This window comes from Bacillus infantis, assembly GCF_020171945.1.
In the GTDB taxonomy this organism is placed as follows: domain Bacteria; phylum Bacillota; class Bacilli; order Bacillales; family Cytobacillaceae; genus Bacillus_AB; species Bacillus_AB infantis_A.
This window is the reverse complement of sequence record NZ_JAIVAP010000001.1, coordinates 495,823-517,788: the sequence shown is the minus strand read 5'-3', so window position 1 is coordinate 517,788 and position 21,966 is coordinate 495,823. Positions and strand designations below refer to the sequence as shown.

Below are 21,966 nucleotides of genomic sequence, written 5' to 3'. Positions count from 1 at the left end.
ATTCATGAAACCGTCTTTTGCAGCAATCTAAAGGCCGGGGGGCTGAATTTAATGAATAAATAACCAGCTCCCTAAGCAAGAAACAGGTTGACTTTTTCAACTGTAAATATTAAAATTACAGTAAGGAATCAGAAATATTCCTTATTTTTCTGCTATAACTGTAACATTTTATTTTACACTTTAATATGGATAAATAAAAATCACAATATAACATTAAATCTTCATAAAAGGAGTGCATGATTAATGGTCAATCTATATGTATCATCCAGCTGTACATCCTGCCGCAAAGCTAAGGCATGGCTTGAAGAGCATCAAATTGAGTATACTGAGAGGAATATCATTAACGAACCCCTTACTGTTGAAGAAATTAAATCCATTCTGCGCATGACAGAAAATGGGACAGAAGAAATCATCTCAACTAAATCAAAAGCTTATCAGCAGCTGGATATGGAAATCGATTCTCTTCCACTGAAAGAGCTGTACCAGTTAATTGCCGACAATCCTCAGATGCTGAGAAGGCCGATCATCATGGATGAAAAAAGGCTGCAGGTGGGATATAATGATGAAGAAATCCGAAGTTTTCTTCCAAGGAAGCTGCGCACTTTCTCTTTCATGCAAAAGCAGCAATTGGCCAATTGATCTACTGAAATTCAAAAGAGCAGAAGGGCCGGGAACACTGCTTAGTTAGGAGGCTATCCATGAACAGCGACTTTACCCTAGCCATTCACAGCTTAGCCTATCTTGCGCTGCAGCTGGACCGGATGTCTACAAGCGAGGCAATTTCCAAGAGCGCCGGGGTCCATCCTGTACGAATCCGCAAAGTATTGAGCCTGTTAAAAAGGAATGGCTTCATCAAGTCCAAGGAAGGCACCGGAGGCGGATTTATTTTTGCAAAAGAGCTGGATGATGTCAATTTATGGGATATCTATAAAATAACCTCTGAGGGCGCATTGCAGCCCAAATGTCCGGAATCCAACGAGCAGTGCATTGTAGGAGCCAACATGCAAAAAGTTCTCTTCAGCATTTTCATCGGTGCAGAAGAGCATCTTGGGTTATATCTGAAAGATTATACGATTAAAGATATAGTCGGACTTGTTAATCGGGAAGATGGCTGCCGATAACGGTGCGACATAGGAAAGACCGGCTGCTCCGAGGGGCAGCCGGTCTTTTTGCCATGCATATCAATTAGGGACTGTGACTCTCATTAAGGCATTTGCACCAGCAAGGATACTCACAAGGCCAAACTTTCCTCATTTTGCGAAGAGATTGAAGTGCAGGGGAAGCAGACCGGCAGTATTCGAAAAGAGCTGGTGACAGTTGAATGGGATATTCCATAATCGGACAAAAAAGTGCAGAGGGAATCCCCCTGCTCATTTTGCATCTATCTAATAGTCCTGGTGCTATTTAGTATTTGTAAAGCCACCGTCAATACGGATCACTTCACCATTAATATATTCTGCTTTTGAAGTTAATAAGAAAACAACAAGCTCTGCGACTTCTTCCGGTGTTCCTAATCTTTTTTGCGGTATGCCGCCGGTGGCATTCACCTTCATTTCGGGATTTGCTGCATAAAATTCTTTCACCATGGGAGTTTCCGTGGGTCCTGGGGCAATGGCATTCACTCTCAAGCCATCTTTTGCATACTCTGCGACCATACTCTTCGTGAGGCCGACAATTCCATGCTTGGTAGCCGAATATGTTACAACAGAATCCTGCCCGATCACACCTGCGCTTGAAGCTGTATTTACGATTGAACCTCCGCCGTTCCTGAGCATCGCTTCGGCAACATAGCGTACACCATACAGCGCTCCCATTAAATTAATGCCAACAATTTGCTCAATTTCCTCTACGCTTGTGTTAAGAAAAAATTGTCCGCTTCCGGAAATACCGGCATTATTAAAGAAGTAATCTATCTTGCCGAATTCTTCAAGGGTCTTGTCTACATAATTCTTAACTTCTTCTTTCCTGGAGACATCTGCTTTAATAAAGATAGCAGCAGCACCCAGTCCTTTAACCATCTCGACTGTTTCATTTCCGCCTTTTTCACTAATATCGACAACTGCTATATCGACACCTTCTTTTGCTAAACGAACGGCAGTGGATTGTCCTATTCCGCTTCCCGCACCTGTTATGATAGCTGTTTTATTGCTGCTCATGAATCTTCCTCCTTGCTGTATGAAGAAATTTGACTTATTTATGTGTACTCTCTAATTTTTCTCTAATTAAATGTATTTAAACATGTCATCTGACTAATACAGATGCATGTGGCCTTTTTTCTGCCAGATAAGAGGGCACTGCTTAACATGGTGCCCCCATATGCCATAGTACTGGATACCAAACTGTTCGAGGAATATTTTTGAAAAAATTGATTGATATTATAGTTATGGAGAACAGAATAATTAATTTTAAAACAGCCTTCAAAAAAATATTCATTAAGCAACTCATAAGGATGATAAGTAATGGAGAATAAAAGGGTAAAGGAATTTGATAAAATTGTCGAGCTTAACGAAAAAGGGCAGGACGCCCTTAATTCGTATTGGATGGATTATTCGCTGTATACATCCTTTGAGTACTGGCTGATGGCGGCATTTTTCTTTGTTCCGCTCATTGTGCTTTATTTCAAAATAGATCGAAGCAAGATTTTTCTGCTTGGTTTTTATGGTTACAGCATTCATGTGTTTTTCAATTATACAGACTGGTACGGCAAAAACAGCGGCTTTTGGAATTACCCGTTTCCATTGATTCCAGTGACGCCTGGAATATCCATTGATTCGAGCTTAATACCTGTCGTTTTTATGCTTGTCTATCAGTGGACTTTAAACAAAGGAAAGAACTATTATGTGTATACCATCCTCACAGCAGTATTTTTAGCGTTTGTCTTCAAGCCATTCTTAATTGCAGTTGGCCTTTTTCGCATGTATGGAAACACACATTATCTTCATTTGTTTGCAGGGTATTTAATTGTCCTTTTGACTGCAAAGATTGTTACGAATTTTTTTCTGTGGATGGAAAAGCGGTACAAACAATCTGCTGGAATGAATAAAATGAAAAATCCCCGCACCTAAAAGGGAGGGGAGCTATAGCAGTGTTTCTGGGAGAATAAAACTGTGATCAAAAGGTGGTCTGTTAGTTCAAAACTGTTTTAAGGGTTTCTAAATTCTGCTCCATGATGGAGAAATAGTCTTCTTTATTTTTAATATCTTCCTCGGTGACCGCTTCAAGATTATGAAGAGTCATACTTTCCGCACCGATTTCATCCTGAATGACTTTTGCAACACGAGATTCAACATTCTGTTCAAACAGGATATAATTCAGTTCATGCTTCCGGGATTCTTCTATAATCTTTGCAAGCTGCTGCTGGCTGGGCTCCTGTGTAGGGGAAAGGCCTGCGATCGCGATTTGTTCAAGACCATACCTCTCCTGCCAGTAGCCATAAGCCGCATGGGATACAAGAATATATTTTGTATTGCTTTCTGCTATCGTTTGTTTAAACTCAGCATCCAATGAAGTAAGCTGTTCTTTCAGAACCTTAAAGTTATCCTCAAACTGTTCTTTTGCTTCAGGTTTTAATTCAGTCATACTGTTCTTTATATTTTCCGCCAGTGTTATAGCCTTTAATGGATCAAGCCAAACGTGAGGGTCATGATCGCCGTGGTGGTGCCCGTCATCCTGGGAGTGGCCATGGTCTTCTTCTTCATGGGAGTGGCTCTCTTCAGAATGCTCATGGCCTTCTCCTTCATAGGAGTGGCCCATTTCAGAGTGGCCGTGTTCTTCTTCTTCATAAGAATGCCCTTCTTCAGAGTGCTTATGGTCTTCCTCATCATGAGAGTGTTCTTCTTCATCATGGCTATGCTCATCCGCCGTTTTTAAAAGTTCAATTCCCTCAGCCGCTTTTATAATTTTCACTTTTTCGCCTTGCAGTGTTTTTTCAGCCTTTTCTGCAAATCCTTCAACACCGGCACCTGTATAGATGAACAGGTCTGCGTCTGCTATATTTGTCATCGTTTTAATATCCGGCTCATAAGAGTGGGCATCAATATTCGGCGGATAAATGCTCTCAACTTCAACTTCATCCCCGCCGATTTTTTTTGCAAAATCCTCAAGAGGGAAAATTGTGGTGAAAACTTGAAGTTTCTCTCCGGTATTTCCCTCACCGGACTTGCCTTCATTATCTGCACCTGAACAGGCTGCCAGGAAAGCAGAGGAGACAAGCATAGTGCCGAGCAGGACATTTTTCCATTTTTTCATTTTCATCGTTTTATCTCCTATTCTCTAAACCAATTATGTAATGTAAGTAGAAATCATTCCGATTTAACCGATAAAAAATAGCTGCGCATCATATTAAAACGTAATGATTACTATTTGTATTCTAATGCAAGAATTTTAAAATAGCAAACAAACATTTTAAGATTTTTCAAAATTATGTTTGACCTTAAACTAACTTTAAGCTTTAGTATTAGGTATGGAAGAACTTTCCGTATTTTAATGGAGGAGGTCTGCAAAATGACATTTCGTTGGGATGGCGGCTTTATTATGGTTTCATGGGATGGATTCGAGGAAGGGGTGGAGTGGTACACAAAGCATTTTGGCTGGAGCTGCCTGGATAAGGTGATTTCGCCGGTCGGCAAAAAAGCCTTTATGAAGATGCCAAGACTGGGGGTTGTCACACTGAAATCTTTTGAAGGGAATTTTGAGCACTTTCAAAAGGGGAGCGGCATTGAAGGTCAATTGAGGCTATGTTTTGAAATATTGGATATTGACAGGTCCCTCACTTATTTTAAGAATGAGGGGATTGAAGTAACTCCGATAGCTGAGCTCCCAGGAGGACTTAAGAGTTTTGATATAATTGCCTTTGAAAAGGCGAGAATCACAGCTGTGTATAATCCCGATGAAGCAGGTCAATTTCCGGATGCGAGAATCACGGGATTCGGTCCTGTTAATGCAAGAATTGCCGTGAGAAATCTGGATGATGCAATCTCCTGGTATGAGGAACACTTAGGATTTAAACTGGCCAAACGCTTTGGGAGCGAGTTTGCTCATATGCAGCTGGAAGATGCTTACGATTGGATTCAGCATAAACAAGTATTCCTTGACAGTGTATGGCTGGAAAAGGCTGATATCGATGCTTTTGAAAAAGGGAGCCCTTCAGCGAGGAATTATTTTGATCTTAGGCCTGATGAATTTTATCAAACATATGAGCTTTTGTCGAAAAATGGTTTGAGTCCATCAGAAATTGCGGGCAATCCAACCGCAGGGTGGGGCGGTTTCCATTTCTATGACCCTGATGGGAACATGATCAATGTCTGGTCATATCCTTCGTAAAAGAAAGCAGGTACTGCAATGGAAATGAATATACAGAAGTTTGCTGAGCGTACTGGGCTTCCTCCGAGCACTCTCCGTTTTTATGACCGGAAAAAATTGATTGAGCCAGCAGGCCGCAGTGAAAAAGGCTATCGTATTTATACAGAAGAACAGATACACAAGGCAATGGTCATCCATTCTCTCCGGCAGGCTGATATAAAAATAGAAGAAATACAATCCTATTTGCAGGGTGAAGAAGAAGAGAAGATGAATTGGATATCCGGATGGAAGAGGGAATTAGAGGAAAAGCTTGTTTCCATGAATATCGCTAAACAGTACTTGAACTCCATGGATGCTGAAGAGCGGCATCTGCACCTCGTTAAATGGGAGGGGGACAGCTTCTTCATCTGGTTCCGGCGCACTGTCCCAAGGACATTTCATCCTTTTCAAGAGGAAATGTTTGAAATAAGCGAAAGACTGAAGACGTTAAGGATTGAGACAAAGGCAGGGGTATTTGTAAGAACGTTAGAATCAAAGGGAGATACAATAACCGGGGAAGTGGGGTGCCTTTTACAAAACCAGCCCTGCAAAGAAATTGGCTGTTATAGAGACATGTATACTGAGCGGACTGGCCCGAGTTTATTTGCTGCCGTGGAATGCAATGTGTATGATCCTTTCACCTGTTTCCACTTTATGTGGCAGATTCAGAGGTTTGGATTCAAGGCAGAGGGTATTAAAATGGAAAAATATGAATCCCCGGAAAGCCGGACGTTCAGTTATCTCATTCCGCTAAAAAAATAAATTAAATTTTATGCCGCCCGTATGTTTTCATAATTCAATTCCGTCTTACAGATTGAATAGACAAAAAAGGGGGATTTTTGTGAAGAAACATAATGATTTGTCTTCCATCAGTAAAGATATGGAGGAGCTAGCATCTTCATTTGAATACATCGTTCAGCCATACAGGGATCAGCTGTGGCATTATTGCCGGAAGCTGACGGGAACACCGTGGGACGCGGAAGATTTGCTGCAGGACACACTGTTAAAGGCATTTTCTTCTTTATCAAGGGTCGGGCAGGCGACGAATGCAAAAAGCTACCTGTTCCGGATTGCGACGAATACTTGGATGGACCATTTCAGGAAAAAATCGCCTGAGCTGCTTGATATGGAGCTGGAAAGAATTCCGGATGGCGATATCGTGTCTTATTCAGAAGTGCTTGAAAGTGTTGAGATTCTGATTCATCAATTGCCGGCAAAGCAGGCAGCGGCCATTCTATTAGCAGAGGTATACCGTTTCACCATCCGGGAAACCGCTGAGATCATCGGTTCAACAGAAGGAGGTGTCCAATCCTTGCTAAGCCGGGCAAGAGCTAATCTCAAAAGGCAGAGAGCGGTGCCAAACCTTCCTTTCCAAGAGGCAATGCTGACAGATGAAAAAAAACAAGTCATCCAACAGTATATGGACTATTTTGTAAGGGGCGATTTCCAGTCTATCGGCCAGCTTCTTGGTGAGTATGCGACAAATGAAGTGATCGGACAGGGCATGGATATCGGGAAAACACAGATACGGAAGAACTCTATGGGTGACTGGGGCGGCAGTACAGCTGGTCTTTCCGCAAAGCTTGCTGTCTTATGGGGACGGTATACAGTCATCTATACCAGAGATGCCGGTTCAGGCCCTGTTTTATGGGACATTGCCACAGTGGAAATTGAAGAAGGAAAGCTCATCCGGCATAAAAGCTATTATTTTTGCCGGGAATTCCTGGAGGAGGCTGCGGCTGAACTTTCATTAAAGCTTGATACAGAGAAAGACCTGTTTGGACAGGAATGGGAGAGGATCACGGATTATGGAAAGCGTGAACCTTTTTAATCAGAAGATCCCTATTTGATGCAGGTTCAAGGCTGTCTTGTTCACACAAATTCAGCACAGTCAACCATTAGGTTTACGCAAAAAAAGCAACCAGCCGGCGAGCTGATTGCTTATTTGCTTTACTGCTGCCCTGCACCATTCTTAACGGATTCAGCAATCCCGATAACGCGTTTCGCCTGGTATTTGATTGCGCCCTTATAAGCATCCTTATCGCCAACTATTTCATTGTTTTGGTCGACAGTGACGCTTGCTCCATAAGGATTGCCGCCAGCAGGGAATAAAGATTGATCTGAATATCCTGGTGTTACGACAATGGCACCCCAATGGTACATGGTTGTATAGAATGAAAGGATGGTTGCCTCCTGCCCGCCATGGGGGTTTTGTGCAGAAGTCATGCCGCTGACAACCTTATTAACTGTTTTTCCCGAGCCCCAGATGCCGCCGGTTGTATCGAGGAACTGCTTCATCTGGGCTGCCATATTTCCGAAACGGGTAGGTGTACTGAAGATAATGGCATCCGCTTCAGCGATATCATCAGGCGTAACTACAGGAACATCCTTTGTTTCTTCCAAATGGGCTTTCCATGCAGGAACACCTTCAATAACGCTTTCTGGCGCAAGCTCTTGAACTTTGTAGATTGTGGCTTCAGCGCCGGCTTCCTTTGCGCCCTCAGCAGCCCACTGAGCCATCTGGTAATTTGTTCCGGTTGAGCTGTAATAGACGATTGCTAGTTTGACAGTCATAAAAAAATCCTCCATTCAAAGCTAAATTAAAATAATTTTCCTTCATTGTTTACCCCCTCTTTGAGAGATTATACCTTCAATTTTCAATAGGGAAACTTAGGTTTGTGGGTTTGTTTTCTTATTTTTTCAGGAGGAAAAATTTTGAATAATAGCTCACGGAAATTCTTATTTTAATGATATAATTTTAATAATTTAACTATTCTGACGACTGTTTATTCCAGCCCTTTCACCTAAAGAGCCAGGATCAGCTGAATGAGGAGCTATTTTTTGTAAAATAGTGCCTGGGATGGAATTAAGGCCGTCTTTGAAAAAAGGGGTGTAAAAGATTGAAAAAAACAGCGGTATTCCGGGTGCCAGAGTCCATTTTTTACGGGAGGGGCTCCTTTGAAAATATAGGATCGCAAGCGGCTCTTAAAGGGAAGAAGGCATTGATCATTAGTGATAAAATAATGGATCAGCTTGGATATGTGACCGAAGGCAGAGCTTTGCTTAATGATGCAGGTGTTCAAAGCACAGTCTATCTGGGTATTGCATCTGAGCCCACCGATAAATATGTGTCAGAAGCATTGAATTTTTTTAAAAGTGAGCATTGCGACCTGGTGATATCCATCGGGGCGGCAGCTGTATCGATACCGCAAAAGCAATAGCAGTCCTTGCTGCAAATGGCGGCTTTATCGGCGATTATATGGGAGGAAAGAAACTGGCTCTTCAAACACCTGTCCCTCATATTGCTATTCCAACTACAGCCGGTACAAGTTCAGAGGCAACAGATGTAACCGTAATCACCAATACATCCAGCAATGTTAAAATGATGATCAAGCAGCCCGCTTTCTTGCCGGATGCCGCGATTGTGGATCCCCTGCTGACAGTATCTTCGCCAAAGAATATCACCGCGGCTACAGGAATTGATGCTCTAAGCCATAGCATTGAAGCATACTTATCTAAAAAAGCACATCCCATGACAGACACGATGGCCATCTCAGCCATGAAGCTCATTGTGGAAAATATTTTAACCGCTTACAATGATGGCGGAAATCTAGATGCACGAGAGAGTATGAGTCTTGGCTCACTTCAGGCGGGAATGGCATTCTCAAATGCTTCAGTCTGCCTTGTACATGGGATGAGCCGACCGATCGGCGCCTTATTCCATGTGCCGCATGGCATCTCAAATGCCATGCTTTTGCCTGCTGTATTGGAATTCACACAAGGAGCTTGCGTTGAACGTCTTGCTGATATAGGCAGAATCTTTAGGCCTGATATTAATAAGGGTGCCAATGGGGAGGCAACTGAAGTAGCTGTTCAATCTGTAAAAGAGTTATGCAGAAAATTAAATATACCCAACCTAAAGGAGTGGGGGATCGACGGGGAAGCCTTCAAGCAGGCCGTTGGGAAAATGGCAGCAGACGCTATTGACAGCGGCAGCCCGGCTAATAACCCCCAAGTGCCCAGCCAGCTGGAACTGGAGGAACTCTATCATATTTGCTATGACTATGATTTTTCCTCTGAAACTGAGAAGGTGTAAAGGCAGAATGTCACTAATGTTGAGAGGAGCTTTTTAATGGCAATGACATCCCTAAATGTTTTAAGAAACTTTATAAATGGAGAGTGGGTGGATGCAAAAACAAAAAGGTTTGAAGCTGTCCCCAACCCTGCTACCGGCGAGGAACTGGCGCGCACACCGATTTCCACCAAGGAAGATGTGGAGGATGCCGTACAGGCAGCCAGGGAAGCCTATAAAACATGGAGCAAAACGCCTGTCCCTAAAAGAGCAAGAATTCTATTTAAATATCAGCAGCTTTTAATAGACAATTGGGACGAACTTGCAAAACTGATCACACAGGAAAACGGGAAAAACTACAAAGAAGCGTATGGAGAGGTTCAGCGGGGTATCGAATGTGTGGAGTATGCTGCTGGAGCCCCATCTCTTATGATGGGCAAGCAGCTGCCAGATATTGCGACAAATATTGAATCCGGCATGTACCGCTATCCTGTAGGCGTCATCGGCGGCATCACGCCTTTCAACTTTCCAATGATGGTCCCTTGCTGGATGTTCCCGCTGGCAATTGCCTGCGGAAACACGTTTGTGCTGAAGCCTTCTGAAAGGACTCCGATACTCGCAAACCGGCTGGCAGAGTTATTTACCGAAGCGGGCCTCCCGGGCGGCGTTTTCAATATTGTTCATGGCGCCCATGAAGTCGTAAACAGCCTTATTGACCACCAGGATGTACCGGCCATTTCATTTGTAGGCTCCCAGCCTGTTGCCGAGTATATATATAAATCCGCTTCTGCGAAGGGGAAGCGGGTCCAGGCTCTGGCCGGTGCAAAGAATCATTCGATTGTGATGCCGGATGCGGACCTTGAAGTGGCTGTTAAAGAAATTATTGGTGCTGCATATGGGTCAGCAGGGGAAAGGTGTATGGCCTGCTCTGTTGTGGTGGCCGTAGACTCCATAGCTGAAGAACTCGTGGCAAAGCTGCAGGAGGAGGCAGACAGCCTGACAATGGGAAATGGGTTGGATGAAGATATTTTCTTAGGCCCTGTCATCCGCCAGGAAAATAAAGAACGGACAAAAAGCTACATTGAAATCGGCGAAAAAGAAGGAGCAGTCCTTATACGTGATGGGCGGAAGGATGAAGCTCACCATGAAAATGGGTATTTTATCGGACCGACCATCTTTGATCACGTTGATCCATCCATGAAGATCTGGAAAGAAGAAATCTTTGCTCCCGTTCTCTCCATCGTCAGGGTTAAGAGCCTTGAGGAAGCGATTGAGCTGACAAATCTATCGGATTTTGGCAATGGAGCCTGCCTGTTCACCGACAGCGGAACAAATGTCCGCTATTTCAGAGAAACCATTGAAGTTGGAATGCTCGGCGTCAATATCGGCGTACCTGCACCTATGGCCTTTTTCCCTTTCTCCGGCTGGAAGAATTCTTTCTATGGAGACCTTCATGCAAACGGCTCTGACGGAGTCGAGTTTTATACCAGAAGAAAGATGCTGACTGCCCGCTGGTAAACGGAATGATGGCTCTCTTAAGACACCCATAAAGATAATGGGTGTCTTTATTTATGCTCTTTAGTAATGGAGGCGATCTGCCGAGAATGGGAAAATTTATTAAGATGATGTATTGAGCTGGCTTGCCTTTCTTGCTGATACTGATTCATGGAAATTATATGTATATTATAGATAATTCTACGGACAATAAGAGGAAAAGCTCTAAAGATAGGGCTTGAAATTCATATCATGGAGTGCTGCAGATGAGCTATAACGAGTATTGGGATAAAATTTTTCAGCTGAGTGAAGAGATGACTTCCTTGGTTGATTCTTATTGGAAGAACTATTCCGGTCCTGGTTCATGGCAGTTCTGGGCTGTAGCAGTCCTTCTGGTGCTGCCGCTTGTTTTATTGTATTTTACAGTCGACCGCAAGAGGATCTTTGAGGTGTTCTTTTTTGGATTTATTGTCCACGCGCTTTGGACATATACAGACATTGTGCTCGGTAATTATACCTTGCTCATTCATACATACTATATGTTGCCGATTTTCCCGCATGCTTTTAATATAACGATGTCAGTGCTGCCTGCAGGATTTATGCTGATTTATCAGTATTGCACCAGGAATGGAAAAAGTTTTATCCTGTATACCGTTATTCTCAGTGCAATGTATTCTTTTGTGTTTGCTTCCATAGAGAAGGCGCTCGGCATGGTCGAACTGAATAAGGGAATGAACTTGTTTTACTTGTTTTTGATTGATCTTGGCATTGCTTTTATTGCTTATGTTGGCACAAGGCTGGTGAGGAGAGCACAACTGGGAGCCGATGCAGAATAAAAAAAGGAAATGGGCAGCTGCCATTTCCTCTACAAATATTAATTTTCCCCGTAATACTCATCAATGGCCCTCAGCCAATTGGTTCGTGCTACATCCGAAGCTTTATGGGTATTTTTTTCTTCAAAAGCTTTGATGATTTCCTCATGCTCATCAATTGAGCGGGGCTTCAAAATGATTGTTTTATTATAATAAAGCCTCATTACATGGGCCTGCAGGGAAGATACATAGCTGGTGATGTAAGGATTGTCCGCTTTTTCAATAATAAGATTGTGCAATTGTTCATCTTGTTTCAGTGCTGAAAAGGTATCGCCCCTTAAGAGGGAATCCGCAAAGGAACGGTTGATGGACCTTAATTTCTCAATCGTCGCGCTGTCCATGGATGGTGCTGCAAGCTCTGCAGCAAGCGCCTGCAGGGATCCAAGCGGCGGAAGAATCTTTGTGATATCTTCCGGATTGACGGTAGTGACCTGGGTGCCGACGCCTGGGAACATTTCTACGAATCCCTGGACGCTGAGCAGCTGCAGCGCTTCCCTGATCGGTGTGCGGCTGACGCCGAGCGCTTTGGCAAGGTCGGCATCGTTCAATTTTTCCTGCGGCTTTAAGGTGCCGTCAATGATCCATTCCTGGATTTGCAGGAAAGCGCGGTCTTTGGCCGATACGCGTGCAGGAGAAGCAAAATTGGCAGGGATGGGCATCTATCTTCACCTCTAGTATTTTCATAGGTTTCTATAAATTTTTACTGGATTATACAATTAGTATAAAGAATTAGAAAGAAAAATTCAATATATTGCATAATTCGAAAATTTTCTTTATGCAATATATTGCATACGGTCGGATCGTGTGTTATCTTGAGTTATGCAATATATTACGTAACTATTAAACTAAACTGCTTTTATCATTTTCAGAAATTTGCAAGTTGAGAAAAAACTAAGCAGCGAGAATCTTTAGCATAAAGGAGAATAGGATGGGATCTAAAATACCGTTTTCTTATGTAGTCGCCGTAGGCTTTATGTTGTTTGCACTTTTCTTTGGGGCAGGTAATCTTATTTTCCCTGCGATGCTCGGACAGTCTGCAGGAACCAGTATCTGGTCAGCCAATGCAGGCTTTATAGTAACTGGGGTAGGGCTGCCGCTATTAGGGATATTGGCGCTTGGCTTTTCCGGCAAAAACGATCTTCAGTCGCTGGCAGGAAGGGTGCATCCAGCATTCAGTGCGGTATTTACGATGATTTTATATCTGTCCATCGGGCCATTGTTTGCCATTCCCCGGACAGCAACCGTTTCATTTGAAATGGGCGTAAAGCCGTTTTTAACTGGTAACAGCACGATTGGACTCATTATCTTTTCTGTACTGTTTTTTGCGGTTACAGGCTTCTTTTCTTTAAAATCTTCAAAAATCGTTGATATTGTCGGTAAATACCTGACGCCGATCCTGTTGATTGTAGTGGGCATTTTGATCATTGCCGCTTTTTTCAATCCTATGGGTTCTTTTCAATCACCAGGTGAAAATTATTTAGCCAGCACCTTTTTTAAAGGATTCCAGGAAGGCTATCTGACAATGGATGCACTTGCCGCATTTGTGTTTGGGATCATTGTTGTGGATGCAGTAAAAGAAAGAGGGGCCGGTTCAAGAAAAGAAATCATGCTTTCAATAGCTAAAGCTGGCCTTATTGCGGCAGCACTTCTTGCTATTATCTATACCTCGCTGTCTTATATTGGCGCATCGAGCGTCGGTGAGCTCGGCAGGCTTGATAATGGCGGAGCTGTACTGTCCGGTGCATCAGAATATTACTTTGGTTCATTCGGCGCACTGCTTTTAAGCATCATTGTTCTTGGGGCATGCCTGACAACGAGCATCGGGCTGGTGACGGCTTGTTCGTCTTATTTCCATAAGGTGTTCCCTTCTGTTTCGTACCCAGTTTTTGTTGTCATACTGTCTGTATTCAGCGCTGTATTCTCCAATATTGGACTCAGCCAGCTGATCAGCATTTCCGTCCCTGTTCTTACAGGAATCTATCCTTTAGCCATTTGCCTGATGTTCCTTACTTTCCTGCATCCTCTTTTCAAAGGAAAAAAGGAAGTCTACCAGGTAAGCATGCTGCTCACTTTCATCGTCAGCTTATTCGATGGATTGAAGGCTGCCGGCCTAAGCTTTGGACCGGTTGAAGAGGTATTCAGTGCAATCCTGCCATTATATGATGTTGGACTTGGATGGATTTTGCCGGCTGCAGTGGGTGCAGTGATAGGATTTTTTGTTGCTGCCATTCGAAGCGGCGGTGTAACGCAGGCGAAAGAAAGCCTTTGATAGATTGAAAGACCTCCTTTGCGGGAGGTTTTTTTGATTTTAGGTGGGCTGTGGATGGTTAACGAATCGAGGTTGAGAGAATAGCTGGAACCACTATTTCAGGAAGTAGAGGGAATAATGGTTCCAGAGGAGAGAGCTGGAACCACTATTTCAGTAAGAAGAGAGAATAGTGGTTCCAGAGGAGAGAGCTGGAACCACTATTTCAGTAAGAAGAGAGAATAGTGGTTCCAGAGGAGAGAGCTGGAACCACTATTTCAGGAAGAAGAGAGAATAGTGGTTCCAGAGGAGTGAACTGGAACCACTATTTCAGGAAGAAGAGGGAATAATGGTTCCAGAGGAGAGAGCTGGAACCACTATTTCAGGAAGAAGAGAGAATAGTGGTTCCAGAGGAGAGAGCTGGAACCACTATTTCAGTAAGAAGAGAGAATAGTGGTTCTAGAGGAGAGAGCTGGAACCACTATTTCAGTAAGAAGAGAGAATAGTGGTTCTAGAGGAGAGAGCTGGAACCACTATTTCAGTAAGAAGAGAGAATAACGGTTCCAGAGGAGAGAGCTGGAACCACTATTCCAGGAAGAAGAGAGAATAGTGGTTCTAGAGGGGAGAGCTGGAACCACTATCTCAGGAAGAAAAGAGAATAGTAGTTTCTGAAACAAAGAACAGCAAAGTCCAAACCCCGCAGCAGGGTAAAAAATCCAAAGTATGGTAAGGTAATAGTATGACAGAAAAAGGAGTGAGCAAAGATGGTTAATGGGATACCTCAAGTAAAGCTTAATGATGGATTGTCCATTCCCGCGATCGGTCTGGGTACATATCAATTAAAGGGCAGTGCAGGTGCCGAGTCGATCCGTAAAGCGATTGATGAGGGAGGATACCGCCTGCTGGATTCTGCCTACAATTATGAAAATGAGGGTACAATCGGCGAAGCTGTAAAAAGAAGCTCTGTTTCCAGAGAGGATTTGCTCATCACTTCAAAGCTCCCAGGACGCTATCATGAATCAGCAAAAGGGATGATTGCGATTGAAGAATCCCTTTTCAGAGCAGGCCTGGATTATTACGATATTTATTTGATTCACTGGCCAAATCCTAAAAAAGAATTGTATGTTGAAGCCTGGCAAACATTAATAGAAGCAAAGAAAAAAGGGTATGTCCGCTCAATCGGTGTCTGCAATTTCCTGCCGGAGCATCTGGACAGGCTGGAGAAGGAGACAGGAGTTAAACCGAGCATGAACCAGGTCGAATTGCATCCTTATTTCAACCAGGAAGAACAGCGTGCCTATCATGAAAAGAACGATATTCTGACAGAGTCTTGGAGCCCGCTTGGCCGCAGCAGCGATCTTCTCGGAAATGAAGATATCCAGAAGATTGCTGAAAAACATGGGAAATCCATTGCCCAGGCGGTTCTCCGCTGGCATTATCAGCTGGGAGCTGTTTCCATTCCTAAATCATCTTCTGCTGAAAGACAAAAAGAGAATATTTCTATATTTGATTTTGAACTGGACGGGCAGGATATGGCATCCATCTCAAGATTAAGCCACCCTGGCGGCAGGCTGCATGACCAGGATCCGGCCAATTATGAGGAATTTTAATCAAAGATGAGCTGGCTTCAGCTCATTTTTTTTATGCCCAAATTTTAGTGAATTGGGGGGAATGCCTGCTTTCCTTGTCGAAATAAGATGTTAAAAGGAAGGAGCTGGCAGAATGCAGGCGAATTTGAAACATAAAAAAAGGATAGTTGAGATGGCGGAGGTTCATCTTATCGGCTTTCGCGTACTTTGTGAGGGGAGCCAATACATAAAAGAAATCCCCAAGGCAGCTAAAAGGCTTCTGGAGAGGGTCTCCGAAATCCAGGGTGTCAAGGATGGCGGACGGCAGATTGGGGCATTTGTAGCAGAAGCTGCTTCAGAGCATGAAGATGGTTATTGGATCGGGGTTGAAACGGACCGAAACAATCCGGTACCAGAAGGAATGACGAGTCTGACTGTCCGGCCTCAAAGGTATGCTGCCATCCATCATCATGGGCCGAACACCGATATCCGACAGAGCTATGAAATATTGCACAGGTGGATGGAAGCAGAGGGATATGAAAGGGCCAAAGACTGCTGGAATCTGGAGATTTATGAACATAATAGTGATCCTGACAATACTGAAAATGTGGACGTGGAGCTATTGGAATCCATTAAATAAAGAAAGCCCGGATTATTTCCAGGCCATTCCATCTTATCTTTTTATCGGGCGCTGCAGCGTCAGGATTTCTTCTTCCATTGAAGCAAATTGCTGTTCCACAACGGTTTTGGCATCTGAAACGGCACTATTATAAAAATGAGGGGCAAGTGTCTGTTTTACAAAATCGAGCACCCTTTCAGCCGCAAATTCTGATAAATCTTCGTCACGCTCCTGCAGGAAAAACTCCTGTATATCGGAAATCATGGTTTGCTGCTGTTCTTTCGTCAGTTTAATGAACATATTTATCACTCCTTCGGTCTGCACTTACTATAGTACAAGTGACGGAGCAAATCCAAGACTGTTATTTTCCTGAAATTTATGTACAGCAGGTAATTGATAAATGCCTGGAATAGAATATTAGAGATTATAAACAGAAGGGGGAGTTGAGGAATGAATTTTAAGCTGATTGAAGCAATGGAAGTGCTGGAGCGGACACCGCGGGTCTTGGAACTTTTTTTGGAAGGGCTGTCTCCAGGATGGCTTGGGGCCAATGAAGGGGAAGGAACCTGGAATCCTGTCGAAGTGGTCGATCACCTGATAGAGGGAGAAAAGCATAACTGGGTGCCTCGCCTCAGGTTTATGCTGGAAAAAGGGGAAGAAGAGCCATTTCCTCCTTTTGACCGTTTTTCCCACTTGGAAAAGGAGGAACAGACTGTCGCCCGGAAGCTTAAAGAATTTAAAGAGATGAGAGCTGAAAACCTTTCTCTTCTGAGGGAACTAATGGGGAATGAAGACAGACTCGAAGCTGCAGGAAAGCATCCGGCATTGGGAGCCGTGAAGGCTAGGGAACTGATTTCCATCTGGGCAGTGCATGATCTTACCCATCTTTCACAGATTACAAGGGTTATGGCAGAAAGATATCGTGAGGATGTCGGACCTTGGGTGGAGTATCTGGGTATACTCAGCAGAAACCGAGATGCCGGGTCAGGAGAAGAAAAGTGAGAATCCGAAGATTGTTCTTTTCGTCAAGCCTTCTATTTCTTATAATTGCAGTATATCCAGGCATTGCTGGTGCGACGAAATGGGCGAGCAGCTTTGTTGTGTGGGAAGGCTATCAGTATACAGTAAAGGAAGAATATATAGAAAAAAGTGAAATTGAGTCAGAAATCGGGCAAGTGACAGCTTATTCTGATATGGAGCCTTTGAGCGGTAATTTTTCCAATAAGTTCCGGAAAGGAAGCAAATATTTCTCGATAAAAGGAGTCAGTACCGAAGAATCGATTGCAGTGGAAGCAGGGAGCGGGACATATGCAAGAGCTGACAGAAGTGGAGAATATACATTTGCAAATGAGGAAAAAAATTCAAAGCTGCTGCTTATCCCTGGTCTTGTTGTTATTTTTGTTCTGCTGATGGCGGGTACAGTGATTGCAGAAACAAGGCTTAAGAAATAAGGAGGGACCATGGCTAAATATATCAGCATTTTTTTTCTGGGGATCGGGTCCAGCATCATCTTGTTTTTTATTTTTGCAAGCCTTTTTGCTGACAGTTCACCGGGAGAATTCGCGGCAATGACTTTTGGCTGCATTAACCTGATCTTATGTTCCTTTTTGATTGCACTCTTGTATTATGTTATTGATCTAATTAAAAAACTGAAATAGGCAACCATGCAGCTTAGATTTTGAGGCAGTTGCGATTATTAGGGCTGCTGCCGCAAACGAAATTTTAAAGGATGGTTCTGTCAATGTTTGGTCAACTAAAGCTTATTAAGACATTTTCTGCAATTGAATTGCCTCTTATGCTTAAGAAGCATTATCCAAAATAATGGAAACGAGCAGACCAAGGGAGGCGACAAGCCCTGTAACAGGACCGCTGTCTTCATAGGCTTCAGGCAACATCGTCGAAGCGATCATGCTGATGATGCCTCCCCCTGCAAAAGAAGCAATCCCTGCCATCACTTCAGCAGGGGCCCCGGCAAGAAGGCTGTAGCCTGAAAGTGATGCAATGGCAGAGATAGCGAGGACGGTGAACCAGAGCAGAAATATCTTTGCATAGGAATAGCCGCTTTTTTTCATGCCGGCGGTACTGGAGAGGCCTTCAGGAATATTGCTGATGAATATGGCGACGACTAAAAGGAAGCTGACAGACTGGCCCTCAATCAAACTGGCTCCGATCATGATCGATTCAGGAATTGCGTCAATTACGGTGCCGATAAAAATGGCCATTCCTCCGCTTCGCGCAGCCATATGGCTGGACCGTTTCCGTTTATCTGCACCTCTCCGGGAAACAATGCTGTCCAGGATGGTAAAAAGGAGGGCGCCCGAGAGAAATCCTATGCTTGTAGCGAGGATTCCACCTTCAATGACGGCATTTCCAATCAGTTCATAAGATGCTGCACCGATCAGGACTCCTGTCCCGAATGCCATGATCAGCCCGATGATCTTTTGAGGGATTTGCAGCAGCATTGATGCCATTGCCCCCAATAGGACAGCAGATCCTGATATTCCTCCCCATAACAAAGCATTCCACATGCCGGTCCCTCCCCGTTATTGCAGCTCTCTTAATTCTCTTTATAGAGTGCACAGTTGAAGGCTAAACATGCCTATTAGAATTTTGTTTAATATGACTAGGCACCGGCCAGTGTGTTATTGCGGCTCCAGTATCTATGCAAGGAAGTCAACAAAGTCCAAATATCTGTAAAATGAGAGGACGTTTCGGTGTCCAGCTCAAAAAGGATGAAAGCTTTCTTTTCGTATTTAATGATGGCATAGGGAATTTTTTGCTGATTCGAAAGGGTGAGGGTAATTTCGGTCTGCGGGTATCTCTCCAGTAATTCCAGTAGATTTTTTAGGTGGTCTTCTTCCAATCTCAGGACTCCTTCATTTGAATGGCTTTAATAAAAAGAATAGCAGAGGTTGAGTGGGGTTTCCTGTTTGGATGTGTTGGGGTATGTTTTTTCTGGTGCGTTCTTCATTATATTGCTCAAAGGCTAACGCCATGCAATATTAGCTATATCGCCACCTTTTTATCAACTTCAGATATGTTTAAGGTGTGATATAGGGAATCGCTATAAGTGCAGCCATTTTATTTTCTGAAATACCTGTCATTTTTTCAATTTATAATATCCGGCAAAAAAGGAGAGCCGTCCGGGCCGCTCCTTATCTTTGCCGGCACACAGCCGTCACATATTCGTTTTAGGATTAGTGTTGATTCTTCCGTTAGTATTTTCTTTTTCATGCCCGTGAACCTGATCTCCGCCATCTCCCTTTTCCTTGGCAATCTTTCCTCCAAGGCTTACATTGGGAAATTCTTTTTCCGCCATACCAATCACCTCCATAAAAATAAAATAACCAATCTGAAAGGTTTTTATTTTGGTGCAATGCTGGCTGCTTTAAGCTGCTGTTTCAAGTCGTTGACTTTTTGCTGAATATGATATCTAATAGTATTAGATAAATTAAACTTAAAGGTGCTGGTTATGGATTATAAGGATTTAGTAGATGAATTTTTCCAGAATATAAGCAAATCACCGAAGATGCCTTTCCAAAAGAAGGTCAATGATCTTTCCCATGGGGAAAGGAGTATATTGGGTTACCTGACATTTATTCATAATGACGTTACTTCAGGTGAACTGAGTGAAAAGCTGTGCCTTTCGACTCCAAGAATAGCTGCTGCATTAAAGAACCTGGCAAAGAAGGGATATATCGAGCGAAGCAGGAATGATAAAGACAAGCGGCTTGTCATCGTTTCGATTACACCAATCGGCAGGACTTTTGTGATGGAAGAGCATGAAGAAGCTAAAAGAATTGTCGAAAAAACCTTCAGGAAGCTTGGAGAACATGATGCAAAAGAATTCGTCCGCATTGTGAAACGCATTGAAGAAATCCATAAAGAAATGGAATGATCTTCAGCCGCTCAATGCGGTATATCTGGATTGATATCTAATACTGTTAGATAAAGAAATATCAAGGGGGAATTTGGCGGATGCTTGCTATGTTTAAGCATTTTAAGGGGAAAGATTGGCTGCTTGTCCTGTGCAGCCTCGTATTTATCATTATCCAGGTCTGGCTTGATTTAAAGCTGCCTGAATATATGCATGAAATCACCATGCTGGTCCAGACTGAAGGCAGCAGCATGGGCGATGTCCTTATTCAGGGCGGCTACATGCTATTATGTGCCATCGGCAGTATGGCTGCTGCCATGATTGTCGGCTTTTTTGCCGCACAGGTAGCTGCCGGGTTTGCCGTACGCTTGCGCGGAATGGTGTTTGAAAAGACAATGTCGTTTTCGATGGAGGAAATCAATGGGTTTTCAACTCCAAGTCTGATTACCCGTTCGACCAATGACATAACACAAATCCAGCTGCTGATTGCTGTTGGATTGCAGGCGATTGTCAAGGCGCCGATACTGGCTGTATGGGCCATTTTAAAAATAATGGGCAAGAGCTGGCAGTGGACAGCAGCGACCGGGATTGCTGTTGCCGTACTTATGGTGATGCTCGCTGTCATCATTGTCATTGCCCTCCCTAAATTCAAAGTGATCCAGACTTTAACAGACAACCTGAATCGCGTGACAAGGGAAAACCTCACTGGAATCCGGGTAGTCAGGGCCTATAATGCTGAGGAATTCCAGGAAGAAAAGTTTGAAAAGGCTAACAGCGAGCTGATGAGGACCAATCTTTTTACAGGCAGGACGATGGCGATCATGATGCCGGTAATGACATTGATTATGTCGGGAATTAATCTTGCCATCTATTGGATTGGTGCCTTTATCATCAACAATGCAGCTTTGCCAGACAAACTGACTCTTTTTTCTGATATGGTCGTGTTCTCTTCTTACAGCATGCAGGTCATAATGGCATTCATGATGCTTTCGATTATCTTTGTGATGCTGCCGCGTGCGACGGTATCCGCAAAGAGGATCAATGAAGTGCTTCAAACAGATTCCAAAATCCTTGACGGCAGCTTAAGAGGGAATGATGCAAAAGCTGCAGGGGAGATTGAGTTCCGGAATGTAAGCTTCAAATACCCGGATGCGGCAGATTATATCCTTCAGAATATCAGCTTCACTGCCCATAAAGGGGAGACTGTCGCTTTTATCGGATCAACAGGCAGCGGAAAAAGCACCTTGCTTAACCTGATTCCCCGCTTTTATGATGCCACAGATGGCGAGGTGCTGGTTGACGGCATCAATGTTAAAGAATACAGGCAGGAAGATCTCCGCGATAAGCTTGGATATGTTTCGCAAAAGGCTGTATTGTTCAGCGGCACAGTATCGGAGAATATCGCTTACGGCACCGGGAGGACAGAACCTGAAGAGAAGGTAGAAAGAGCGGCAGAAATAGCGCAGGCCTCTGAATTTGTTGAAAAGTTGGAAGACCAGTATAAAGGCGCGATTTCCCAGGGAGGAACCAATCTTTCAGGCGGCCAGAAGCAAAGGCTGTCCATTGCCAGGGCCATTTATAAGCAGCCGGAAATTTATCTGTTTGATGATTCCTTCTCGGCACTTGATTATAAAACAGACAGGCGGCTGCGGTCACTTTTGAAAAAAGAAACCAGTGACAGCACAACCCTGATTGTTGCCCAGCGAATCGGAACCATCAAAGATGCAGACCGCATTGTGGTGCTGGATCAAGGAAAGATTACCGGCATCGGTACGCATGAAGAATTGCTGGACAGCTGCAGCGTGTATCAGGAGATTGCCTATTCTCAGCTGTCAAAGGAGGAACTGGAAATTGGCTAATAAAAAATCTAACCGCAATA

Annotated in this window: 24 protein-coding genes and 1 pseudogene; 17 read left to right on the top strand and 8 right to left on the bottom strand. The window is 43.7% G+C overall.

The genetic code is table 11. The features are described from left to right. Nucleotides 1-243: 243 nt before the first annotated feature. Entirely contained in the window at nucleotides 244-639 is a 396-nt protein-coding gene (gene spxA / locus LCM00_RS02705) for a transcriptional regulator SpxA (protein ID WP_224897614.1), read from the top strand. A 59-nt stretch (nucleotides 640-698) separates the two neighbouring features. After that, a complete protein-coding gene (locus LCM00_RS02700; protein WP_224897612.1) occupies nucleotides 699-1,121 on the top strand; it encodes an RrF2 family transcriptional regulator in 423 nt (140 codons plus the stop codon). 279 nt (nucleotides 1,122-1,400) lie between these two features. Here LCM00_RS02700 and LCM00_RS02695 read toward each other — a convergent pair whose 3' ends face one another. Next, a complete protein-coding gene (locus LCM00_RS02695; protein WP_224897610.1) occupies nucleotides 1,401-2,156 on the bottom strand; it encodes an SDR family NAD(P)-dependent oxidoreductase in 756 nt (251 codons plus the stop codon). Between the two features lie 303 nt (nucleotides 2,157-2,459). Between LCM00_RS02695 and LCM00_RS02690 the strand changes: the two genes are divergently transcribed. Next, nucleotides 2,460-3,065: a hypothetical protein gene (locus tag LCM00_RS02690; protein WP_224897608.1), complete on the top strand. Its 606-nt coding sequence runs from the start codon at nucleotides 2,460-2,462 to the stop codon at nucleotides 3,063-3,065. 61 nt (nucleotides 3,066-3,126) lie between these two features. Here LCM00_RS02690 and LCM00_RS02685 read toward each other — a convergent pair whose 3' ends face one another. Continuing rightward, nucleotides 3,127-4,254, bottom strand: coding sequence for a metal ABC transporter solute-binding protein, Zn/Mn family (locus LCM00_RS02685; RefSeq protein WP_224897606.1), 1,128 nt, complete (start codon nucleotides 4,252-4,254; stop codon nucleotides 3,127-3,129). A 249-nt stretch (nucleotides 4,255-4,503) separates the two neighbouring features. On the opposite strand from LCM00_RS02685, the gene LCM00_RS02680 reads away from it, so the two are divergent. The 3 genes from LCM00_RS02680 (at nucleotide 4,504) to LCM00_RS02670 (ending at nucleotide 7,171) form a co-directional block, all read left to right on the top strand. Then, complete coding sequence (locus LCM00_RS02680; protein WP_224897604.1) at nucleotides 4,504-5,322, top strand: VOC family protein; 819 nt, start codon at nucleotides 4,504-4,506, stop codon at nucleotides 5,320-5,322. A gap of 18 nt (nucleotides 5,323-5,340) precedes the next feature. Next, nucleotides 5,341-6,102 carry a MerR family transcriptional regulator gene (locus LCM00_RS02675; RefSeq protein WP_224897602.1) on the top strand — a complete coding sequence of 254 codons (762 nt, stop codon included), beginning with the start codon at nucleotides 5,341-5,343 and terminating at the stop codon, nucleotides 6,100-6,102. 79 nt (nucleotides 6,103-6,181) lie between these two features. Continuing rightward, the gene (locus LCM00_RS02670; protein ID WP_224897600.1) at nucleotides 6,182-7,171 is read left to right on the top strand and encodes an RNA polymerase sigma factor; all 990 of its coding nucleotides are present in this window, start codon (nucleotides 6,182-6,184) and stop codon (nucleotides 7,169-7,171) included. 119 nt (nucleotides 7,172-7,290) lie between these two features. Here LCM00_RS02670 and wrbA read toward each other — a convergent pair whose 3' ends face one another. Next, entirely contained in the window at nucleotides 7,291-7,914 is a 624-nt protein-coding gene (gene wrbA, locus LCM00_RS02665) for an NAD(P)H:quinone oxidoreductase type IV (protein WP_224897598.1), read from the bottom strand. Between the two features lie 326 nt (nucleotides 7,915-8,240). On the opposite strand from wrbA, the pseudogene LCM00_RS02660 reads away from it, so the two are divergent. From LCM00_RS02660 to LCM00_RS02650, 3 genes and pseudogenes are all read left to right on the top strand, one after another. Beyond that, nucleotides 8,241-9,436, top strand: a pseudogene (locus LCM00_RS02660) (iron-containing alcohol dehydrogenase). Nucleotides 9,437-9,472: 36 nt separating this feature from the next. Next, complete coding sequence (locus LCM00_RS02655) at nucleotides 9,473-10,930, top strand: CoA-acylating methylmalonate-semialdehyde dehydrogenase (RefSeq protein ID WP_224897596.1); 1,458 nt, start codon at nucleotides 9,473-9,475, stop codon at nucleotides 10,928-10,930. Between the two features lie 242 nt (nucleotides 10,931-11,172). After that, the gene (locus LCM00_RS02650) at nucleotides 11,173-11,742 is read left to right on the top strand and encodes a hypothetical protein (protein ID WP_224897594.1); all 570 of its coding nucleotides are present in this window, start codon (nucleotides 11,173-11,175) and stop codon (nucleotides 11,740-11,742) included. Nucleotides 11,743-11,780: 38 nt separating this feature from the next. Here LCM00_RS02650 and LCM00_RS02645 read toward each other — a convergent pair whose 3' ends face one another. Then, on the bottom strand, nucleotides 11,781-12,437 hold the full coding sequence (locus LCM00_RS02645; RefSeq protein WP_101547980.1) for a GntR family transcriptional regulator: 657 nt from the start codon (nucleotides 12,435-12,437) through the stop codon (nucleotides 11,781-11,783). Nucleotides 12,438-12,706: 269 nt separating this feature from the next. Between LCM00_RS02645 and brnQ the strand changes: the two genes are divergently transcribed. From brnQ to LCM00_RS02630, 3 genes are all read left to right on the top strand, one after another. Continuing rightward, entirely contained in the window at nucleotides 12,707-14,047 is a 1,341-nt protein-coding gene (brnQ, locus tag LCM00_RS02640) for a branched-chain amino acid transport system II carrier protein (RefSeq protein ID WP_224897592.1), read from the top strand. Between the two features lie 740 nt (nucleotides 14,048-14,787). Next, nucleotides 14,788-15,633 (top strand): aldo/keto reductase, encoded by an 846-nt coding sequence (locus LCM00_RS02635; RefSeq protein WP_224897590.1) that lies wholly within the window; start codon nucleotides 14,788-14,790, stop codon nucleotides 15,631-15,633. Nucleotides 15,634-15,757: 124 nt separating this feature from the next. After that, a complete protein-coding gene (locus tag LCM00_RS02630) occupies nucleotides 15,758-16,231 on the top strand; it encodes a GyrI-like domain-containing protein (protein WP_224897587.1) in 474 nt (157 codons plus the stop codon). A 33-nt stretch (nucleotides 16,232-16,264) separates the two neighbouring features. Here the strand turns inward: LCM00_RS02630 and LCM00_RS02625 are convergent, their stop codons facing one another. Then, a complete protein-coding gene (locus LCM00_RS02625; protein ID WP_224897585.1) occupies nucleotides 16,265-16,510 on the bottom strand; it encodes a DUF2164 domain-containing protein in 246 nt (81 codons plus the stop codon). Nucleotides 16,511-16,660: 150 nt separating this feature from the next. Here LCM00_RS02625 and LCM00_RS02620 point away from each other — a divergent pair, with 150 nt between their 5' ends. Genes LCM00_RS02620 through LCM00_RS02610 form a run of 3 tightly spaced genes read left to right on the top strand, consistent with a single transcriptional unit; the run spans nucleotide 16,661 to nucleotide 17,868 of the window. Beyond that, nucleotides 16,661-17,212 (top strand): DinB family protein, encoded by a 552-nt coding sequence (locus LCM00_RS02620; protein WP_224897583.1) that lies wholly within the window; start codon nucleotides 16,661-16,663, stop codon nucleotides 17,210-17,212. Next, entirely contained in the window at nucleotides 17,209-17,661 is a 453-nt protein-coding gene (locus LCM00_RS02615; RefSeq protein ID WP_224897581.1) for a hypothetical protein, read from the top strand. The genes LCM00_RS02620 and LCM00_RS02615 overlap by 4 nt, the downstream gene beginning before the upstream one ends. A 9-nt stretch (nucleotides 17,662-17,670) precedes the next feature. Then, complete coding sequence (locus LCM00_RS02610) at nucleotides 17,671-17,868, top strand: hypothetical protein (protein ID WP_101547965.1); 198 nt, start codon at nucleotides 17,671-17,673, stop codon at nucleotides 17,866-17,868. Between the two features lie 141 nt (nucleotides 17,869-18,009). Here LCM00_RS02610 and LCM00_RS02605 read toward each other — a convergent pair whose 3' ends face one another. The 3 genes from LCM00_RS02605 to LCM00_RS02595 all read right to left on the bottom strand — a co-directional run bounded on the left by LCM00_RS02605 (nucleotide 18,010) and on the right by LCM00_RS02595 (nucleotide 19,529). Then, nucleotides 18,010-18,738 carry a ZIP family metal transporter gene (locus LCM00_RS02605; RefSeq protein WP_224897579.1) on the bottom strand — a complete coding sequence of 243 codons (729 nt, stop codon included), beginning with the start codon at nucleotides 18,736-18,738 and terminating at the stop codon, nucleotides 18,010-18,012. A gap of 95 nt (nucleotides 18,739-18,833) precedes the next feature. Further along, nucleotides 18,834-19,073: a hypothetical protein gene (locus LCM00_RS02600; RefSeq protein WP_224897577.1), complete on the bottom strand. Its 240-nt coding sequence runs from the start codon at nucleotides 19,071-19,073 to the stop codon at nucleotides 18,834-18,836. 315 nt (nucleotides 19,074-19,388) lie between these two features. Further along, nucleotides 19,389-19,529, bottom strand: coding sequence for a hypothetical protein (locus tag LCM00_RS02595; RefSeq protein ID WP_180827263.1), 141 nt, complete (start codon nucleotides 19,527-19,529; stop codon nucleotides 19,389-19,391). A gap of 153 nt (nucleotides 19,530-19,682) precedes the next feature. On the opposite strand from LCM00_RS02595, the gene LCM00_RS02590 reads away from it, so the two are divergent. Continuing rightward, on the top strand, nucleotides 19,683-20,108 hold the full coding sequence (locus LCM00_RS02590) for a MarR family winged helix-turn-helix transcriptional regulator (RefSeq protein WP_101547960.1): 426 nt from the start codon (nucleotides 19,683-19,685) through the stop codon (nucleotides 20,106-20,108). Between the two features lie 80 nt (nucleotides 20,109-20,188). After that, nucleotides 20,189-21,946 (top strand): ABC transporter ATP-binding protein, encoded by a 1,758-nt coding sequence (locus LCM00_RS02585; protein WP_224897575.1) that lies wholly within the window; start codon nucleotides 20,189-20,191, stop codon nucleotides 21,944-21,946. Nucleotides 21,947-21,966 lie beyond the last annotated feature (20 nt).

What these genes read in the sequence shown, in the direction of transcription:
- LCM00_RS02675 (WP_224897602.1), top strand. Translation starts at nt 5,341, where the DNA reads ATGGAAATGAATATACAGAAGTTTGCTGAGCGTACTGGGCTTCCTCCG.
- LCM00_RS02635 (WP_224897590.1), top strand. Translation starts at nt 14,788, where the DNA reads ATGGTTAATGGGATACCTCAAGTAAAGCTTAATGATGGATTGTCCATT.
- LCM00_RS02700 (WP_224897612.1), top strand. Translation starts at nt 699, where the DNA reads ATGAACAGCGACTTTACCCTAGCCATTCACAGCTTAGCCTATCTTGCG.
- LCM00_RS02585 (WP_224897575.1), top strand. Translation starts at nt 20,189, where the DNA reads ATGCTTGCTATGTTTAAGCATTTTAAGGGGAAAGATTGGCTGCTTGTC.
- LCM00_RS02645 (WP_101547980.1), bottom strand. Translation starts at nt 12,437, where the DNA reads ATGCCCATCCCTGCCAATTTTGCTTCTCCTGCACGCGTATCGGCCAAA.
- LCM00_RS02690 (WP_224897608.1), top strand. Translation starts at nt 2,460, where the DNA reads ATGGAGAATAAAAGGGTAAAGGAATTTGATAAAATTGTCGAGCTTAAC.
- LCM00_RS02650 (WP_224897594.1), top strand. Translation starts at nt 11,173, where the DNA reads ATGAGCTATAACGAGTATTGGGATAAAATTTTTCAGCTGAGTGAAGAG.
- LCM00_RS02605 (WP_224897579.1), bottom strand. Translation starts at nt 18,738, where the DNA reads ATGTGGAATGCTTTGTTATGGGGAGGAATATCAGGATCTGCTGTCCTA.
- LCM00_RS02625 (WP_224897585.1), bottom strand. Translation starts at nt 16,510, where the DNA reads ATGTTCATTAAACTGACGAAAGAACAGCAGCAAACCATGATTTCCGAT.
- LCM00_RS02680 (WP_224897604.1), top strand. Translation starts at nt 4,504, where the DNA reads ATGACATTTCGTTGGGATGGCGGCTTTATTATGGTTTCATGGGATGGA.
- LCM00_RS02655 (WP_224897596.1), top strand. Translation starts at nt 9,473, where the DNA reads ATGGCAATGACATCCCTAAATGTTTTAAGAAACTTTATAAATGGAGAG.
- LCM00_RS02610 (WP_101547965.1), top strand. Translation starts at nt 17,671, where the DNA reads ATGGCTAAATATATCAGCATTTTTTTTCTGGGGATCGGGTCCAGCATC.
- LCM00_RS02695 (WP_224897610.1), bottom strand. Translation starts at nt 2,156, where the DNA reads ATGAGCAGCAATAAAACAGCTATCATAACAGGTGCGGGAAGCGGAATA.
- LCM00_RS02620 (WP_224897583.1), top strand. Translation starts at nt 16,661, where the DNA reads ATGAATTTTAAGCTGATTGAAGCAATGGAAGTGCTGGAGCGGACACCG.
- spxA (WP_224897614.1), top strand. Translation starts at nt 244, where the DNA reads ATGGTCAATCTATATGTATCATCCAGCTGTACATCCTGCCGCAAAGCT.
- wrbA (WP_224897598.1), bottom strand. Translation starts at nt 7,914, where the DNA reads ATGACTGTCAAACTAGCAATCGTCTATTACAGCTCAACCGGAACAAAT.
- LCM00_RS02595 (WP_180827263.1), bottom strand. Translation starts at nt 19,529, where the DNA reads ATGGCGGAAAAAGAATTTCCCAATGTAAGCCTTGGAGGAAAGATTGCC.
- LCM00_RS02590 (WP_101547960.1), top strand. Translation starts at nt 19,683, where the DNA reads ATGGATTATAAGGATTTAGTAGATGAATTTTTCCAGAATATAAGCAAA.
- LCM00_RS02685 (WP_224897606.1), bottom strand. Translation starts at nt 4,254, where the DNA reads ATGAAAATGAAAAAATGGAAAAATGTCCTGCTCGGCACTATGCTTGTC.
- brnQ (WP_224897592.1), top strand. Translation starts at nt 12,707, where the DNA reads ATGGGATCTAAAATACCGTTTTCTTATGTAGTCGCCGTAGGCTTTATG.